A 15,476-nucleotide genomic window follows, 5' to 3' on the forward strand; every position below is an offset into this window, starting at 1 on the left:
TCCTCCCTACATTTTCAATAAATAATTCACATCATCCTCATCAAAAAATAAAAGTAGTATTTCTTTAATATATCCTCTTTCATAAAAAAACTTAAAATCTTCTGTATTTATGAAGTTTATGATTTCAGTTTTTCTTTTTAACTTCTTCGCTTTGTTTCTTATTGGGTTGAGCATTCCAATAAACTCATCATACTTTAAAAATTCCTCTTCTGACTTATTTAAAAGTAACATTGCTGCCTTTGGATTTCCCCCCTTGGTATGTACACTAAAAGAGATATTCTTTGTTTGTTTCTGAGCTGGAATCAGTCCCATACCATTTTTAAAGCTTGTAGAATCTATAAAAATCTTATACATCTTTTCACAGTCATCTTTTATTTTCTTCTTAAGCTCTAAGTCCTCCACAGCTACTAAAACTACATGTTTATCTTTTATAAAATCAGTGTAATATTCACCTTTTATAACTCTATCTCCTTGAAGTTTAAGCTCTTTAAATTCTTCTATAAATTCTCTTGAAAGAACCCACAAATTAGCTCCACTATTTAAAAATGTTCTAGCCTTTGTTAAACCACCTTTGCCTCCACCTATAATTCCCACATTTAGCTTTTTTGATAATAATGATAAAAAAACAAATTCTAACTCCTCTTGAAGATCTTCTGTATTATCTCTAGACACTGTTCCTCTCTCCCCTCAAGCTTAGCTTCCTTCAGAGCTTCTATGGCTCTATTCACATAAAAATCAGAAGTACTTCTAATTAGAACTTCAGCTAACTCCTTGTGATCTTTTGTTTTACTTTTATTAATAAAGGTATCTATTCTTTTCTGACTTACTTCTTGGCTAATTGCTTTTAGTTTTTTCACATATGGTGATATCTCTTTTAATTCTCTCCATTCCTCGTATGCACTGATACGTTTTCTTATAATATCTCTACAACTTTCCATACGCTCTTTTCTAAGTTTTTTATTTTCATCATCTATCTTACTTATCATATCTATATCTAAAAGTTCTATATTAGAACATTCACCAATTGAAAGTTCCACATCTCTAGGAACAGCTAAATCAAAGATAAGAAGTTTCTTGTCTTCTGTTATATCTTTTTTACCAATTATATGATGAGGAGCTGAAGTACAAGAAATAATACAATCAACTTTCTTCATGAAATCATTTTTTTCATTAAACTCTATGATTTTCACTCTATCATCTTTTAAATCAGTTATCTTTTTAGGCTCCCTAACAACTATATAAACTTTCAAAATATCCCGTGCTAAAAGATATTTAACTGCAAGCTTCCCCACATCACCATAACCTAATACCATAAACTTTTTACATTCCTTTTTTAACGCATAGTTTACAGCTATTGATGCTGAAGATACTGGTATATTGTGCATTTTAGCTTTTGTTCTAAATTCTTTGCCACAGGTTATTGCTTCTTGAAAAAGCCTCTGTAAATCTCCAGAAACAGCTTTTGCTTCTATTGAATAGTAGTAAGCTTCCTTAACTTGCCCTAGTATCTGATCTTCACCTAAAATTTTTGAGTGAAATCCACAAACAACTTCTAAAAGGTGCCTAGTTGTATCATAACCCTGAGAATAGAAAATATATTGGGATAATGATTCATCCCACCCTAATGCTTGAAATAGCTTATGAATGATGCAATTTCCTTCCTCTTCAGAGTTAAAATATATCTCTGTTCTGTTGCAAGTACTTATAATCACTACCTCATCACAAAATTTTAGTATTTCTTTTAAACCTTCTCTATATTTACTTTTTCCTATGGATAGTTGTTCTCTTATCGATAAAGCTAATCCTTTTTTTAATCCTATTAATTGAATCATATCATCACTCCATAAATGCACTTTCAAAAATTATCAAGTCAATAACCTATTTATCCTGCTTATAATTAATTACTTTTGAAAATGCATTGACTTGTTATTTATTTTATTTATGAAATGGAAATAGGCCTTCGCCAATTATAGGCAAAGGCTACTATTAACCAAAAGCTTGTTTATATCTTATTTAATAACGGATTCCACTCCAATATATATTGTCCTTTAATACTGCCTTAGGACCTAGTTCCACATCCTTAAGAGCCCATTTCTTGTACTCTTGGAACCCCGTTCTATCAATTATATATCCTATATGTTCTTTACCACCTGGAGCTTCCTTGTCAATATACTCTGTAACAAAATCATAAGTATTTAATATTATCTTAAGTATACTTTCTTCATCTACCCATACTATAAAATCTTCAGCCAGTCTAGGATTTTTCTTACCTGATCTTCCCATAATGGCAAGTCTAAAATACTTTTCTGAACTTCTTGACCATGCTCCTGTTGGGCATTTTCCTACACATTCACCACAGCCGATACATTTATTATGATCTCTAACCACTTTAAAGTTTTCGAATTTTAATGCACCTGTAGCTCTCTTCTTACAATTCTTGACGCATGCTTGACATCCTATACATCTGTAAGAATCATATTGCGGTTCAGTCATTCCCATGATACCAAAATCATGCATTCTAATCTTTAAGCAGTCGTTTGGACAACCAGTAAGAGCAACTTTAAAATGAAGATCATTAGGGAAGATTGCTTCTTCTATCTTTTTAGCAAATGCGGAGGTATTATAATTTCCAAAAGGACAGACTCTGTTTCCTATACATGCAGATATGTTTCTTGTGCCTGCTGCTGTATATCCTTCTCCTGGAACCTCTTGATTTATTTCAAGATTCTCAATTATTGGTTGAAGAAGTTTGTTTACTTCTGGGATGTCTTTCATGTTTATCCCTGGTACTTCAAACCCTTGTCTTGTAGTTATATGAACTGTCCCATCTCCATATTTATCTGCAATTTCTTGTATTAGAGAAAGAATCTTAGCATCCATATGTCCACCAGGTATTCTAATTCTCGAAGCTGTTATTCCTCTTTTCTTAGTAACCCTAAATGCATTTTTTTTAAGATATTTAGTATTTATATCCACAGTCACTTCTCCTCCCTTCTAATCTATTAAACTCTTACCTTTTGTATAGTTAAATACTGGACCATCTAAGCATATATATGTATCGTCAATTTTGCAGTGTCCACACTTACCAACTCCACAACACATCTTTCTTTCTTGAGAAATCCATATATTCTCTTCTTTTATTCCTCTTTTTAAGAACTCCTGAACCGTAAACTTCATCATCATAGGAGGACCTACTACAACTACTTGTACATCATCTATATCTTCAAAAACTAACTCTGGTATAAACTTTGTTACAAGACCTACATTACCATCATAGCCTTCTGGAGCCTTGTCTACAGTAATTATTAAATTCATGTTATCTTTCCATGCTTTAATATCATCCTTAAAAAGCATATCTTCAGGTGACTTAAAACCTGAAATTAAAGTAAACTTCTTAGCATCTTTAGGATTTTGAGAGAAGTAATCCACAATACCTTTAACTGGTGAAAGTCCAGTTCCCCCTGCTACTACTACAACATCTTTGTTCTTGTAGTTTTCTAAATCAAAACCATTTCCATAAGGTCCTCTCATGAAAAACTTTTGTCCTACATAGTAAGTAAACAGTTCATTTGTAACAACTCCAACTTTTCTAATAGTAAGTTCTACATAATCTTCACCTATTCCACTTACTGAGATTGGAGCTTCTCCGTACTTTGGTATAGATACTTCAAAAAATTGCCCTGGCTTTACATCACCTTTAAAAGCCATTCTAAATGTATATTCTATTTCTGTATGCTTTTTTACATCTAATATTTCTGATTGAAATGGCATATATATATTACTCATTATTCCACCTCTTCCATACCCTTCTCTAATTTATTTACACAGTTTGAGAAGGAAATGTATTCTGGACATATATCATCACATCTTCCACATCCAACGCACATATTATATCCCCATCTTTTTTTATAATCATAAACTTTATGAAGAACCTTAAATCTCATTCTTTGACCTTTATCTAATCTAAAACTGTGTCCTCCTGCCATATTTGTGTATCCATCAACTTGACAAGAAGCCCAAACTCTTCTTCTTTCTCCTGCCTTCTCATTATCCTTGTAGAATATATCCTGCATAGTAAAGCATGTACATGTTGGACATACAAAGTTACATCTTCCACAAGCTATACATCTAGCTGAATATTCCTTCCACATTGATGAATTCATAACTTTTAATTCAAGATTTTCTGGAATGTTAACCTTTGTTTCATTCTCTGAAACAAAATCAACAACAACCTCTACCTCTTCCCTTTGAATTTCACCAAGATAACCTTCTAAAGCTTCATCTTGTACATCAAAATACACCATATCATCAACTACTTTTATATATGCATCATGATCTTCTGTTTTATTGGTTCCCATACTTACACAAAAGCAGTTATCAAAACTCTTTTCACAACCTATTAAAATAAACTTTGCTTTTTCTCTAATAGTCTTGTAATATGGATCTTCAAAACCGTTTCTTAGATATATGTCATCAATTCTTTTTAAAGAATGCATATCACAGCTTCTTAAAAAGATCAGTACTCCTTTTTCCTCTACCTTTGGCTCTGTCCATTGGTCTTCAGTGAAATAAAACAAGGTTTGAGTTATAGGAAGTAAAACTTCTTTATATGAAAATGCTGATTTACTTTTAAATTCTATCTCTTCTACATCTTTAATTTCTGCATATCTAACAACATCTGTATCTGAGAAAGTTCCCTTTCCTTTTAAAACCTTAGGTGCATAAACCTTATAGTCCTTTGACACCTCTTCCAAAAATTCGTTAAAATCTTCTACCTTTAATTTAAATCCCATAAAAACACCTCTCTACTTATCTTTTGAGATAAGGAAATATGGTAAAGCTAACACTATAGCTCCGCCGACTACATTGCCAAGTGAGACTATTCCAATGTTATAAATATAGCCAATAACTGTTACATTCGCAGGATGTGGTATGAACAAACCTATAGCAAGTAAGGTCATATTTGCAACACTATGTTCAAATCCAGCAGTTATAAATACAAATAAGCACCAAAAAGTCATCACAAGCTTTCCTATTTCCTCTTTCATTTTGAAAGAGCACCAAACAGCAAGACAAACTAATATGTTACACAATACTCCTTTTGCAAATAATTCATGAACTGAACCATTCATCTTTGCGGAAACTGTTGTAGTTATAAACTTTCCTACAGGTCCTGTAGCCAATCCAGTTGAATAATATAACCACGCTCCAAAAACTGACCCTGCAACATTACCCAAAAAACTAAAAATCCAAACTGAAAGTAAATCCCCTAATGATACCGTTTTCTTTAGAAATCCTACTGTCATAACAAAATTGTTTCCTGTAAAAAGCTCTGCACCTGCAAAAATAACTAATGACAGTGCAACACCAAATGAAATTCCCATTACAATCTTGGTAGCAGGTGAATGTGCTGAATTCAACACCCCTCCAATTGTAAAAATCAACATTATGCCCAGTCCCACATAAAGACCTGCAAGTGCTGATGCCAATAGGTATCTTAACTTACTTTTCTTCAATAGATTAATTTTCCCCTGTGCAGCCATAGAAACTTTGTTAATTTCTTCACTAAACATTACATACACCTCCACTTTTGAATTAAGTATAAATTAAGAGCAAATAAAAAACTGTGATTTTCATCACAGTCCAAAAAATAATTATATAGTTATAAACCTTTAAAATATTTTACCAACTTTTCTTTATCAGTTACTATAATAGTCTTATCTTTAAACTTTATAAGTCCCAATTCTTCTAACTTTTTTATAGCTCTAGATATAGTTTCTCTCTGGCTTCCAAACATGTCTGCAAGATATGTAACAGACATCTTAAGATTTATTGCCACACCATCTTCAACTTCTAAGCCATAATCTCTAGATAACTTCCAAAACTTCGCTGCTAACTTTTTCTCAATCTTTATTGGAGTCGTATTCTTCATCTGCCTATAAAGTCTTCTAACTTTTAATGCAAGAGAATTTAATACATTTGTGGTTAAAGCAAAATCTTGTTTCATAAGTCCAATTAGTTTTTCCCGATTAATAAGTAGTAATTCCCCCTCTTCAAAGGTCTCACAAAATATAGAAGCTGGCAAATTATCTACAATAACTTCATTCAATATGCTATCTCTTCCTAGTATAAAAATAACCTTCTTTTGTGCCCCTTCACCAATCTTATAAAGAGAGTATTTTCCTGCCAAAACAATATATATAGTATCTACTACTTGCTTATCCAAAAATACATTTTCACCCTTTTTATATGATTTTATCAATGATATTTGGGATAATTCTTTTAATGTGTTTTCTTCAACTTTATCAAATAAATGAAGTTCTCTAAGCTTCTCCACTGTTATTTTGCTCATTCTTAACCTCTCATAAATCCTCTACTGTAACTCACCATTCTTTTATCATACTTTATATAGTTTAACTCTTATTAATAACCTAACACATAAATAGACTAACTATTCAAACTAGTTTATCTAACTAAAATAATCCTAATCTCTTTTTACTTCTTGGAATTCCCATAGAATCTTTTAATATGTTTAGTACATCATTTAAATTATCCTTATGCTTAGACTGAGCCGCTAGTTTTTGTCTGTGATGAAATGTTGTAGAAGTATTTTGGAGTGTACTATAATCACATACTTTACTTTGAGAATCATCAACTAACCTTGGTGATGTTTTTTGCTTCTCTACTGAACTTGCAGGCACCCTAGCCACTAAAGTTTTATTTCCCTTCTCGTCTACTATATATTTGCAATAATAATTTCCAACTTTCTCCGAGATAATTTCCCTAGCCTTTTTGGTTTTCTTTTTATCTTTACTTTGATATTTTGCTATTATAGAGTCATCATCTTGAACACTATTTACACCATAACTCATTATTCCACCCCACTAACATAAGTTCTTAACATATATTATATCACACTTAAGATATTAACAGGGTAATTTGGTTCTTATTAACATATCATCTAATAAATCTAGCCTTTAACACTTCAACTTAACTATTTAAAAATAATTCTCTTCTTAATAACAATAACCCCTACAGTCGCTATAAAATCTGAAATAAGACTTTTAATTGGATTTATTTTAACTTCATAAAAATATCTGCTCTTATCACTATAATATTTATAGTCCGCAGGTAAGGTTTCCTTTGAAAGGTTTGACATCTTCTTAAACATTTTAAACCATATTAAATCAGGTAATTTAGGACTTTTCTCTTTTCTACTTTCGAGTGAATCGTAGAATTTTTTTGCACTTCTTCTTATATTTCTATTTATACTTTTCTCATAATCTTTATTAGTTTCCCAAGGAGTTGTTGTTATTGCTAGTTCACAAACTTTATCACTTCCTCCAAGAGTAAATGATAACTCCTTAAGTACATTATTTAGTCCTGATCCACCATTTGCTACCAACATAAGTGATTGATTAAAAAATTCAGGTCTATGCATGGTATATGCAAATCTATCAATAAAATTCTTCATAAGTCCACTAACATTCCATGCATATCCTGGTGAACTTAATATAATACCATCTGAGCTCAAAAGTTTCCGCTCAATGCTCTCCTTATGATCTTTTATTGGACAAAATTCTGCTCCTTTTGATATGCAATTAAAACAACCTTTGCACATCTCCAAATTCACATCACTAAGAAATACATACTCAAATTCTACATTTCCTAGTAACTTCATTTCACTCTCAATTCTTTTGATAAGTTCATACCCCTTTCCTTTATGAGGACTACCCATAATTGCAATTACTTTCATCTTAAACCCACCTTTATAAAATAACTAATTTATCTGACAACGGCTACACCTTCCTAGACGAGGTACACATTGACGATGTAAGTTCAACTAAGATTCACTTGATGAAAACAACTTTCTAACAATAAAGTCAATAAAGTTATCTCTGTCCTCTTTGTTAAACATATTCAATCCTATAAATTCCATACCACTATTTCTTCTTAAAAAACAAACTTGAAGAATTGATGTTAATGCAAAACATAACTTTTTTGCTTCTAAATCATTCATGTCATTACTAAATATTGATAAGAACCCTTGCATTGTTTTTGTGGAATTATCCTGTTCACTGGGATTCCTCATATCTGATAAAATAGATATTCTTGAAATTGCTTCATTAGAAACTAGAAAATCCATTACCTGCTTAGCTGCATCAGTTATTCTATCCACAGAAGTTTCACTAGAATCTAAATTAGGTTTAAAAGCTTTTACTACATCACCTATCATTTCTTGAACACAGATTTCAATTAAATTATCTTTATTTTGAAAGTGATAATTAACAAGGCCTACTCCCACATTTGCTTTTTCTGCAATTGATCTTATTGTTATTTTACTAATATCTCCATCACTATTTTTTATAAGCTCTTTTGTTACATTTATAAGTTTACTTTTTATATCAATACTATTATTCATACTACCTCCATGCTATTGAACCATGTTTTGAACATCGTTCAAAAGTATTGTACTACTTTAACTAATGTTATACAAGTATTTGTAAAATAAAAAAATAGCAACCCTATAGTTGCTATCCTTTATCACAATATATTTTTATAGCTTCACTTACATATCCAGCTAAATTCTCACTTATATTATCAAAGTATTTCTTAAATCGTTCATCCTCCACATACATCAATCCTAAACATTGTAGTATTTCATTAGTGCAAGTATAGTAATTTTCTGTAATATGATTTTTCCACTGTGAAATAAGCTTCTGTACTTCATCACAGCTAGGAGGACAATCCATATGCTCTGCAATTTTTCTGAATATATCCTCTGCTTTTTTATCAATATAATTATTTCCTTTATCCTTTGATTTTCTCTGTTCATATTCCTTGTATGCTTCAGTATGCCCAAAACGTTCTATAACTTCTTTTCTATACTCTTCTTGTTTAGCAATAATATCAGTTTCATCAAATTCTGAAAAACTCAAATTATCATCCCCCTCCAATTTATCATCTACTAGTTTTATCAAATTTTCTATACGATTCTTCTTTAAGATTAGTATTTCTTTGTGCTGCTTTAGTGCAATTTTTTCATCAAAATTCGGATTATTAATTATTTCTTTTATCTGCTTTAATTCAAAACCTATTTCTTTTAGAAATAATATCTGCTGCAAAAGTGCAATATCCTCATTGCTATAAAATCTGTACCCTGCTTCAGATATTTCTGATGGTTTTAATAAGCCTATTTCATCATAATAATGCAAAGCTCTAATAGTAATACCAGTGAGCTTCGCAGTCTCATTTACTGTTCTAAGCTGTTTCTTCATCCCAAAAATCCTCTATCTCATTCATAATTTCAGCAGTAGGGGTTAATGTAGCTTCTTCAATTGACTTGCCTGTTTTCTTTAAATAATGCTTAATCATATAATAACCACAGGCATATCCTGCACAATAAGGAAGACCTACTGGGAAGTACCCCTGAACTGCTGCCAACTCATCTCCCCAAAGATATGCTGAGATATTTTCAAATCCTGTTGCATCTAATCCCTCTTTAATAATTGGCTTTATATAATCATTAAGTTCTTTAATATCAGTTTTACTTACCCAAGGGCCAACCATTTCCTCTCCAAACATTGATGTTGCAAAATTTTCAGCAATGCCCTCACTTATCATCATATCCGCTAATGTAACATTCATACTCCATTTTTCAAACTGCCAGCGAACATTATGATTGCACTCATGTGCCAAAGCTGCTGGTATCCTACTTATAGTATACTCGTTTGGAACGAGTCCCACAAAAATATACCCAGGAATTCCTCCATCTCCAGCGTAACCATCGCTATTAGATATATATGGGCTTTGAGGATTTGCAAGAGTAAGTGAAAATTTATAATCCTTTACTGGCAATTCATATCCTAGCTTTGTAAAGCGTTCTAAGGAATCTTTAATAGTCTTTTCGCAACTTCTCCATAAATTATCATCTGATATTAAATCTATAACCTCTTTTTGAGTTTCATCAACTTCTGTTGGTGGCAAAAATCCAAGCATACTGCTTGCCATAACTACATCATATCCACCTTTTTGTGATGCTTTAATTGGCACATTGATACAAGTCCACTTGAATTCAAAAGGTTTCATAAATTCATAACGATAAATATCATCCCTCTTCTCCTTAGGTGAATTCATCATTTTCTTATAAATTTCATCTGAACGAACAAGTGTAATATTCATTTCAAATCATCTCCTTGAACAATAATATACACTATTACGCAACGTCAGAGTCAATATATTATTTGATGAATACCTGTAAAATTAAAAACTAGCTTCTTGATTGCAGTACTTATAATTTAAATTTGACGTACTGATGTCATATTTACAATGATATATTAATCTTAAATCAAGATATTAATTATGAAGGAGATAAGATTATGGAACAAAAAATATGTCAAAGTTGTGGTATGCCTCTAGAAAAAGAAGGGCTTTTCGGAAAAAATTCAGATGGTTCAAGAAATAAAGACTATTGTTGTTACTGCTTTCCTGATGGAGAATTTTCTAAAGATGAAACTATGGAAGAAATGATAGAAAGCTGCATTCAATTTGAAATAGAGGCCGGTTGTCCAGATGCAGAAACAGCAAGAGCTAAAATGATGGAATATATGCCAACCTTAAAACGCTGGAAAAAGAATTAAAACAAAGGGACTGGATAATTTTGTGCAATATCATAAAACTATTCAGTCTTTTTTTACATGTATATATAGTTAAAATAGTGAGTTATAACTCTTTCAGATTGGATATATATGTGTTTCAAATTTATCTGCTTAAATTTTATGCTTAAGTTTATTTATGGTATGAGGGAGTATTAATTGCCAATTGTTCTTCCAGCGATATATAAAATTAATTTTGCTTCTTCTTCTGGTGATTTCAAGCAATCTGAGCCAATCCATTCTTTAAGAAGCCTTACTGTTCCATACTGAACATACGAAGCAATTGCCTTCTTTTTATCCAACTCAAGACTCTCTGGAAGATTTCTAATGACCATCTGATCAAACTGTGGAAGTGAGATTTTGATGTGATTCATTAAGTCATAATTATCTTGATCTAGCACAAGTTTTATAAATTCAACATGGTCTTTTATATATTCTAGAACCTTAGTGAGACATTCATCGATATTTTTCCCTACAGCAAGATCATTTATAATAGTAAATGAGGTGTTTTGTATGTACGCCTCAGCAATTTCATTTAATACATCATATTGACTTCCATAGTGATTATAGAAAGTAGTACGATTAACTCCTGCAACTTGACATAATTCCCGTATAGATATTTTATTAATATTACGTGTCTTTAACATTTCTAATAAAGCCTCACTGATTAAGCGCTTTGTTAGCATAACTCTCTGATTAACATTATTTTTTTCTGACATAGCTCCTCCATTGAATTCGACATTTTCAAAACATCTGTCGGTTGTAAAATAAACATATGTTGATATTATTATATATTATAAAGTAGTAATGAAACAAGTCAATGAAAAGGAGATGTAAAAATGAAAAAAAAGATAAAAAAGATATTAACAGTAGTAGTTGTGTGTATTATGCTTGTGATAATACTCATTGGAGGTTATGAAATCAAAGAAAATATCCAAATTAACAAAATTGTGAAATCACATAAAATAGAACAAACATCAAAGCAGAGCAATGCTATAATAAGCAATGACAAGAATGATTCTAAGCATATTACAACTGCAGTTCAGCAGATCATGATAGGAACACTGTGTAATAATTACGATAATGCTTTACAAACATTACTAAATATCAAAGCTGCTGGTTATGAAGCTATCGAATTAAATGATTTTATGATTCACAAGTCTTCTATTGCAGTAAAACTAATGACAAGTTTCTCGGGAATGCCTATTGGAAATGGTGGCAAGCTTGATTGGCCAAAGCTGATCAAAGAAAGTGGACTAAAAGTCATAAGTCTGCACAGTGATCTGAAAAGCATCGAGAATAATGCTAAAGCTATAGCAGATGAAGCTAAAAGTCTAGGAACAGATACTGTAGTTATTACTGGTATGTACAAATTTGATTATAGCAGTTTAGATGAGGTGGAAAAGCTTGCCCAACGTCTGAATCAAGCTGGAAAAGTTCTTTCGAAGGAAGGAATACATCTTTTGTATCACAATCATAATTGTGAACTACAAAAGGTAACCCCCGAAAAAACAGCTTATGACATTATAACCAGAAAAACAAATTCTGAATATGTCAACTTTGAGTTTGATAGCTACTGGATGACAGATGGTGGTGCTAATGTTCCAGCTTTGATGGAACAACTGGGTAGTAGAATAAAATTATGGCATATTAATGACCGTGGTTGCAGTAAATCAGGTCCTTATATGACACCAATACTAGAAGAAAATGCAACTGAATTGGGGCACGGAAATATCGATCTTGATACACTTTCAGCAATTGCTATAAAAAATGGAGTCGAAGGTGTTGTATTAGAAACTCATAAAAATTGGGTGGATAATGATCCAATTAAGAGCATCCAGGTTAGTGCAGAATATATGAAGAAGAAGTTTGCTAATAAATAAAGTTATAAGGAATATTATGATTAAATCGCAAGAGTTCACATAGAAACTATATGTGAACTCTTGCAAATCTATTAAATTTAAAAGATTGAGAGCAATTGCTCTCCATAACACTAGAACCCATATTCCTCATTTACTATGAACACTTTAATTCTGTTGCAATCCATTTGCCCTTCAATTATAGATAGACTATTGCACACTCTTTCCTTTGATACGCAATTTACACATCTATTTAATTTTACACAAGGTGGATTATAGCCTGCTCGTTTTGCATTTTGTGGACATGCAACATTCTTAACTCTTTTTACAGCTTCCTCTACTGTATCAACTATTTTATTTTTTCCTACTACAATTATTACTCTGTCTGGTCCAAAAGTTATTGCTGCTACTCTATTCCCACTGTGATCTACATTTACAATTCTTCCGTCTACAGATATAGCATTTGAACCAGTAATATACCAATCAGTAAGAAGAGCCTTCTTTTTTAATGCTTTACATTCCTCTGAGTTTTGGGCAAGTTCTTTATCATACACAACATTGCCTCTTTCTAAAAGGGCATCTGTTATTTTCATATTTTGTAGTGTTTCTGAATGTCCAATTCCAATTGAAGCCTCCACAGGTACTATACTTAATATACGTAGTTTAGCTTCATCTAAAGTTTCAAAATATTCTACGTCCATATTTCTAAGCTTGAAGTTCTTCTTTAATGTTTCATAAATTTCTCTATACACTTTATCTCCCCTTCTCTTACACATAACTACTTCTTTCTAACAATCACATTAAAATGCCTAGAATAATATACTGTGTCTTCCATATTGTATTCTGTTTCTTCAACGGGTACTTGCACAAATTCAAAATCTTTAAAGTATTTTTTTACATCATCTATGTTTACATAAAAGTGAGGTACATTTAATTCAGTTTCATGTTCATCTCTTAAAATGGTATTTTCATCAACCCTCTTATATTGATCAACATGCTGAAAAGACCAAGTATTTTTAGAAATTAAAGTAATAAATAACTCTCCACCACTTTTTAACACTCTTTTTATTTCATTTACAACTTTAATAAACCCCTCAGTATCTGTGTGATAAATAACATTGTAGGCCATTATGCAATCAAAAGTATTATCTTCAAAAGGTAGATTTAACATATCACACACTTGCATATCAATGTTTAGTCTTTCCTTTTCTGACCATTGTTTCAAGTGATTTATGCCATAATCAGACAAGTCTACTGAACTAACTTCAAATTCTTTTTGTGCGAAATAAATTGAATGTCTTCCTAATCCACAACCTAAATCAAGAAATTTTTTAAATTGTTTTGACTTCCATGCTTCCGCCAAATAGCATGCTTCCTTTGAAGGAACTAGCCAATAATCATCTTCGTTCTTGCTCCAATCCCAAGCTTTTGATTCAACCATAATTATCACTCCTAACTGTTTTTAATAAATTACATATGTAAAGATTATCAACATGTAAATTATACCATTACAGTTTTTCAAAACAAGCTAAATTAACTTATATGTATATTAATTTTATATATTTTTTATCACACTTTTTATAACTTGAATATTATATTATGTATTCAATATTATAAGGAGAATTACAGTGGACGAAATAAAAACTTTGAAAAAAATGCAGCATTTTTATGCAAAGAATAATTGCATTCCTCAAGAGCTAGTGATTAAAGACGTTAGACTAGCTGCTGCTTATGTACCCTACGAAACTCTTTGCCTTCTTTTCACTCCAATGGAAGCATTGATGAGAGGCACCGCTTTTCCAGAACTTTATAGTCCTTACGAAGGGGAAGATAAAAAAGCTAAACCTATGGAAATGAGTAAAAGGGGGGATATATATGAATAGAGATTTTAGTAAAAAAGATATGCTACAACTTATAGTTGCTACTGAATTTATGAAGGAAGATCTAGCATTATATCTTAATACTCATCCAGATGATAAAGAAGCTATAAAAAAATATAATACCTATGTATTAGAATGCAAAAAGCTTAAAGAAACTTATGAAGCCAATTGTGCAATGTTATCTGAACATGACTCCTTGAGTCCTTATCCATGGCAATGGATAAGTGAACCTTGGCCTTGGGAATATGAAGCTAATTTTAAGCTTGAGAAGGAGGAGTTTTAGGTATGTGGACATATGATAAGTTTCTAGAATATCCAATAAAAATCAAAAATTCAAACCCTGCCATGGCAAAAATAATCATTACTCAATATGGTGGACCAGATGGAGAATTAGCTGCATCATTAAGATATCTTAGTCAAAAATTCTCAATGCTTACTCCTCAAGCTATTGCAACCTGCAATGATATAGGAACTGAGGAATTAGCTCATTTAGAAATGGTAGGTTCAATAGTTCATCAACTTGTGAAAAATGCAAGTCTTGAAGAAATAAAGAAAGCTGGTTTAGAAGCATATTATTCAGATCACGGAAGAGGTATATATCCAGTAAGTGCTGCTGGTGTTCCTTTCACTGCTTCTTATATCCAATCAAAAGGAAATCCAATAGTAGATCTTACTGAAAACTTAGCTGCTGAACAAAAGGCAAGAGCTACTTATGAATATCTGATAAATATGGCTGATGATCCTGATGTAATAGAGCCTCTAAAATTCTTAAGAGAAAGAGAAGTTGTTCATTACCAAAGATTTGGTGAAGCATTAAGAATTGTACAAGATTATCTACAAGAACCTCGTGTAATTGTAATTAATAAACCTGATTCCATGAAGTAATTCTTACTTTAAAATAAATTTATATTGAAAAGTGTTCAATATGCACTTTCGAATAACAGGAAATTCTTTATCAAAAGAGTTTCCTGTTATTTCTTTAATGGTAACAACTTAATAAATAATTATATATTTATTAACCTTTTGTTTTAATTACTAATATAACTGCTTAAATTCTTGCCCATCAAAGTTATTCCTATCCT

The 15,476-nt window shown here is 31.4% G+C and carries 20 protein-coding genes; 5 read left to right on the forward strand and 15 right to left on the reverse strand.

All coding sequences use genetic code 11. The features are described 5' to 3' along the window. Nucleotides 1-6: 6 nt before the first annotated feature. The 12 genes from OCU47_RS16305 to OCU47_RS16360 all read right to left on the reverse strand — a co-directional run bounded on the left by OCU47_RS16305 (nt 7) and on the right by OCU47_RS16360 (nt 10,182). Nucleotides 7-672 (reverse strand): NAD(P)-dependent oxidoreductase, encoded by a 666-nt coding sequence (locus tag OCU47_RS16305; RefSeq protein ID WP_261829668.1) that lies wholly within the window; start codon nt 670-672, stop codon nt 7-9. Beyond that, nucleotides 633-1,832, reverse strand: a complete 1,200-nt coding sequence (gene hemA, locus OCU47_RS16310; RefSeq protein WP_261829669.1) for a glutamyl-tRNA reductase — start codon at nt 1,830-1,832, stop codon at nt 633-635. The genes OCU47_RS16305 and hemA overlap by 40 nt, the downstream gene beginning before the upstream one ends. A gap of 181 nt (nt 1,833-2,013) precedes the next feature. Continuing rightward, the gene (gene asrC, locus OCU47_RS16315) at nt 2,014-2,976 is read right to left on the reverse strand and encodes a sulfite reductase subunit C (RefSeq protein ID WP_261829670.1); all 963 of its coding nucleotides are present in this window, start codon (nt 2,974-2,976) and stop codon (nt 2,014-2,016) included. Nucleotides 2,977-2,994: 18 nt separating this feature from the next. Next, a complete protein-coding gene (asrB, locus tag OCU47_RS16320; protein ID WP_261829671.1) occupies nt 2,995-3,786 on the reverse strand; it encodes an anaerobic sulfite reductase subunit AsrB in 792 nt (263 codons plus the stop codon). Further along, nucleotides 3,786-4,793, reverse strand: coding sequence for an anaerobic sulfite reductase subunit AsrA (gene asrA / locus OCU47_RS16325; protein WP_261829672.1), 1,008 nt, complete (start codon nt 4,791-4,793; stop codon nt 3,786-3,788). Before asrA ends, asrB begins: the two co-directional genes overlap by 1 nt. Nucleotides 4,794-4,805: 12 nt before the next feature. After that, nucleotides 4,806-5,573 (reverse strand): formate/nitrite transporter family protein, encoded by a 768-nt coding sequence (locus OCU47_RS16330; RefSeq protein WP_261829673.1) that lies wholly within the window; start codon nt 5,571-5,573, stop codon nt 4,806-4,808. A gap of 89 nt (nt 5,574-5,662) precedes the next feature. Beyond that, nucleotides 5,663-6,352, reverse strand: coding sequence for a Crp/Fnr family transcriptional regulator (locus OCU47_RS16335; protein WP_261829674.1), 690 nt, complete (start codon nt 6,350-6,352; stop codon nt 5,663-5,665). Between the two features lie 121 nt (nt 6,353-6,473). Then, nucleotides 6,474-6,872 (reverse strand): hypothetical protein, encoded by a 399-nt coding sequence (locus OCU47_RS16340; protein WP_261829675.1) that lies wholly within the window; start codon nt 6,870-6,872, stop codon nt 6,474-6,476. 122 nt (nt 6,873-6,994) lie between these two features. Next, nucleotides 6,995-7,756, reverse strand: a complete 762-nt coding sequence (locus OCU47_RS16345; protein WP_261829676.1) for an NAD(P)H-dependent oxidoreductase — start codon at nt 7,754-7,756, stop codon at nt 6,995-6,997. Between the two features lie 87 nt (nt 7,757-7,843). Further along, on the reverse strand, nt 7,844-8,422 hold the full coding sequence (locus tag OCU47_RS16350; RefSeq protein ID WP_261829677.1) for a TetR/AcrR family transcriptional regulator: 579 nt from the start codon (nt 8,420-8,422) through the stop codon (nt 7,844-7,846). Nucleotides 8,423-8,534: 112 nt separating this feature from the next. Beyond that, entirely contained in the window at nt 8,535-9,278 is a 744-nt protein-coding gene (locus tag OCU47_RS16355) for a MerR family transcriptional regulator (RefSeq protein ID WP_261829678.1), read from the reverse strand. Further along, the gene (locus tag OCU47_RS16360; protein WP_261829679.1) at nt 9,262-10,182 is read right to left on the reverse strand and encodes a DUF2268 domain-containing putative Zn-dependent protease; all 921 of its coding nucleotides are present in this window, start codon (nt 10,180-10,182) and stop codon (nt 9,262-9,264) included. The genes OCU47_RS16355 and OCU47_RS16360 overlap by 17 nt, the downstream gene beginning before the upstream one ends. Before the next feature lie 197 nt (nt 10,183-10,379). Between OCU47_RS16360 and OCU47_RS16365 the strand changes: the two genes are divergently transcribed. Beyond that, nucleotides 10,380-10,640, forward strand: coding sequence for a zinc ribbon domain-containing protein (locus OCU47_RS16365; RefSeq protein ID WP_261829680.1), 261 nt, complete (start codon nt 10,380-10,382; stop codon nt 10,638-10,640). A gap of 170 nt (nt 10,641-10,810) precedes the next feature. On the opposite strand, the gene OCU47_RS16370 is transcribed toward OCU47_RS16365, so the two are convergent. Then, nucleotides 10,811-11,374 carry a TetR/AcrR family transcriptional regulator gene (locus OCU47_RS16370; RefSeq protein WP_261829681.1) on the reverse strand — a complete coding sequence of 188 codons (564 nt, stop codon included), beginning with the start codon at nt 11,372-11,374 and terminating at the stop codon, nt 10,811-10,813. A 120-nt stretch (nt 11,375-11,494) separates the two neighbouring features. Between OCU47_RS16370 and OCU47_RS16375 the strand changes: the two genes are divergently transcribed. Further along, nucleotides 11,495-12,538, forward strand: a complete 1,044-nt coding sequence (locus OCU47_RS16375; RefSeq protein ID WP_261829682.1) for a sugar phosphate isomerase/epimerase family protein — start codon at nt 11,495-11,497, stop codon at nt 12,536-12,538. A gap of 110 nt (nt 12,539-12,648) precedes the next feature. Here OCU47_RS16375 and OCU47_RS16380 read toward each other — a convergent pair whose 3' ends face one another. Both OCU47_RS16380 and OCU47_RS16385 read right to left on the reverse strand, forming a co-directional pair. Beyond that, nucleotides 12,649-13,266 carry a lactate utilization protein gene (locus OCU47_RS16380; RefSeq protein ID WP_261829683.1) on the reverse strand — a complete coding sequence of 206 codons (618 nt, stop codon included), beginning with the start codon at nt 13,264-13,266 and terminating at the stop codon, nt 12,649-12,651. A 26-nt stretch (nt 13,267-13,292) separates the two neighbouring features. Further along, nucleotides 13,293-13,955, reverse strand: a complete 663-nt coding sequence (locus OCU47_RS16385) for a class I SAM-dependent methyltransferase (RefSeq protein ID WP_261829684.1) — start codon at nt 13,953-13,955, stop codon at nt 13,293-13,295. A gap of 187 nt (nt 13,956-14,142) precedes the next feature. Between OCU47_RS16385 and OCU47_RS16390 the strand changes: the two genes are divergently transcribed. From OCU47_RS16390 to OCU47_RS16400, 3 genes are read left to right on the forward strand one after another with little or no spacing between them, the layout of a single operon-like run. After that, nucleotides 14,143-14,397 (forward strand): spore coat associated protein CotJA, encoded by a 255-nt coding sequence (locus OCU47_RS16390; RefSeq protein ID WP_261829685.1) that lies wholly within the window; start codon nt 14,143-14,145, stop codon nt 14,395-14,397. After that, nucleotides 14,390-14,677, forward strand: coding sequence for a spore coat protein CotJB (locus tag OCU47_RS16395; protein ID WP_261829686.1), 288 nt, complete (start codon nt 14,390-14,392; stop codon nt 14,675-14,677). Before OCU47_RS16390 ends, OCU47_RS16395 begins: the two co-directional genes overlap by 8 nt. A gap of 2 nt (nt 14,678-14,679) precedes the next feature. Next, entirely contained in the window at nt 14,680-15,279 is a 600-nt protein-coding gene (locus tag OCU47_RS16400; RefSeq protein ID WP_261829687.1) for a manganese catalase family protein, read from the forward strand. Nucleotides 15,280-15,476: the final 197 nt, after the last annotated feature.

It is taken from the genome of Clostridium sp. TW13 (genome assembly GCF_024345225.1).
Classification (GTDB): domain Bacteria; phylum Bacillota; class Clostridia; order Clostridiales; family Clostridiaceae; genus Inconstantimicrobium; species Inconstantimicrobium mannanitabidum.

Coding starts and splice junctions, on each gene's coding strand:
- asrB (WP_261829671.1), bottom strand. CDS start 3,786: ATGAGTAATATATATATGCCATTTCAATCAGAAATATTAGATGTAAAA.
- OCU47_RS16370 (WP_261829681.1), bottom strand. CDS start 11,374: ATGTCAGAAAAAAATAATGTTAATCAGAGAGTTATGCTAACAAAGCGC.
- OCU47_RS16340 (WP_261829675.1), bottom strand. CDS start 6,872: ATGAGTTATGGTGTAAATAGTGTTCAAGATGATGACTCTATAATAGCA.
- OCU47_RS16385 (WP_261829684.1), bottom strand. CDS start 13,955: ATGGTTGAATCAAAAGCTTGGGATTGGAGCAAGAACGAAGATGATTAT.
- asrA (WP_261829672.1), bottom strand. CDS start 4,793: ATGGGATTTAAATTAAAGGTAGAAGATTTTAACGAATTTTTGGAAGAG.
- OCU47_RS16345 (WP_261829676.1), bottom strand. CDS start 7,756: ATGAAAGTAATTGCAATTATGGGTAGTCCTCATAAAGGAAAGGGGTAT.
- hemA (WP_261829669.1), bottom strand. CDS start 1,832: ATGATTCAATTAATAGGATTAAAAAAAGGATTAGCTTTATCGATAAGA.
- OCU47_RS16335 (WP_261829674.1), bottom strand. CDS start 6,352: ATGAGCAAAATAACAGTGGAGAAGCTTAGAGAACTTCATTTATTTGAT.
- OCU47_RS16400 (WP_261829687.1), top strand. CDS start 14,680: ATGTGGACATATGATAAGTTTCTAGAATATCCAATAAAAATCAAAAAT.
- OCU47_RS16395 (WP_261829686.1), top strand. CDS start 14,390: ATGAATAGAGATTTTAGTAAAAAAGATATGCTACAACTTATAGTTGCT.
- OCU47_RS16365 (WP_261829680.1), top strand. CDS start 10,380: ATGGAACAAAAAATATGTCAAAGTTGTGGTATGCCTCTAGAAAAAGAA.
- OCU47_RS16330 (WP_261829673.1), bottom strand. CDS start 5,573: ATGTTTAGTGAAGAAATTAACAAAGTTTCTATGGCTGCACAGGGGAAA.
- OCU47_RS16360 (WP_261829679.1), bottom strand. CDS start 10,182: ATGAATATTACACTTGTTCGTTCAGATGAAATTTATAAGAAAATGATG.
- OCU47_RS16375 (WP_261829682.1), top strand. CDS start 11,495: ATGAAAAAAAAGATAAAAAAGATATTAACAGTAGTAGTTGTGTGTATT.
- OCU47_RS16355 (WP_261829678.1), bottom strand. CDS start 9,278: ATGAAGAAACAGCTTAGAACAGTAAATGAGACTGCGAAGCTCACTGGT.
- OCU47_RS16350 (WP_261829677.1), bottom strand. CDS start 8,422: ATGAATAATAGTATTGATATAAAAAGTAAACTTATAAATGTAACAAAA.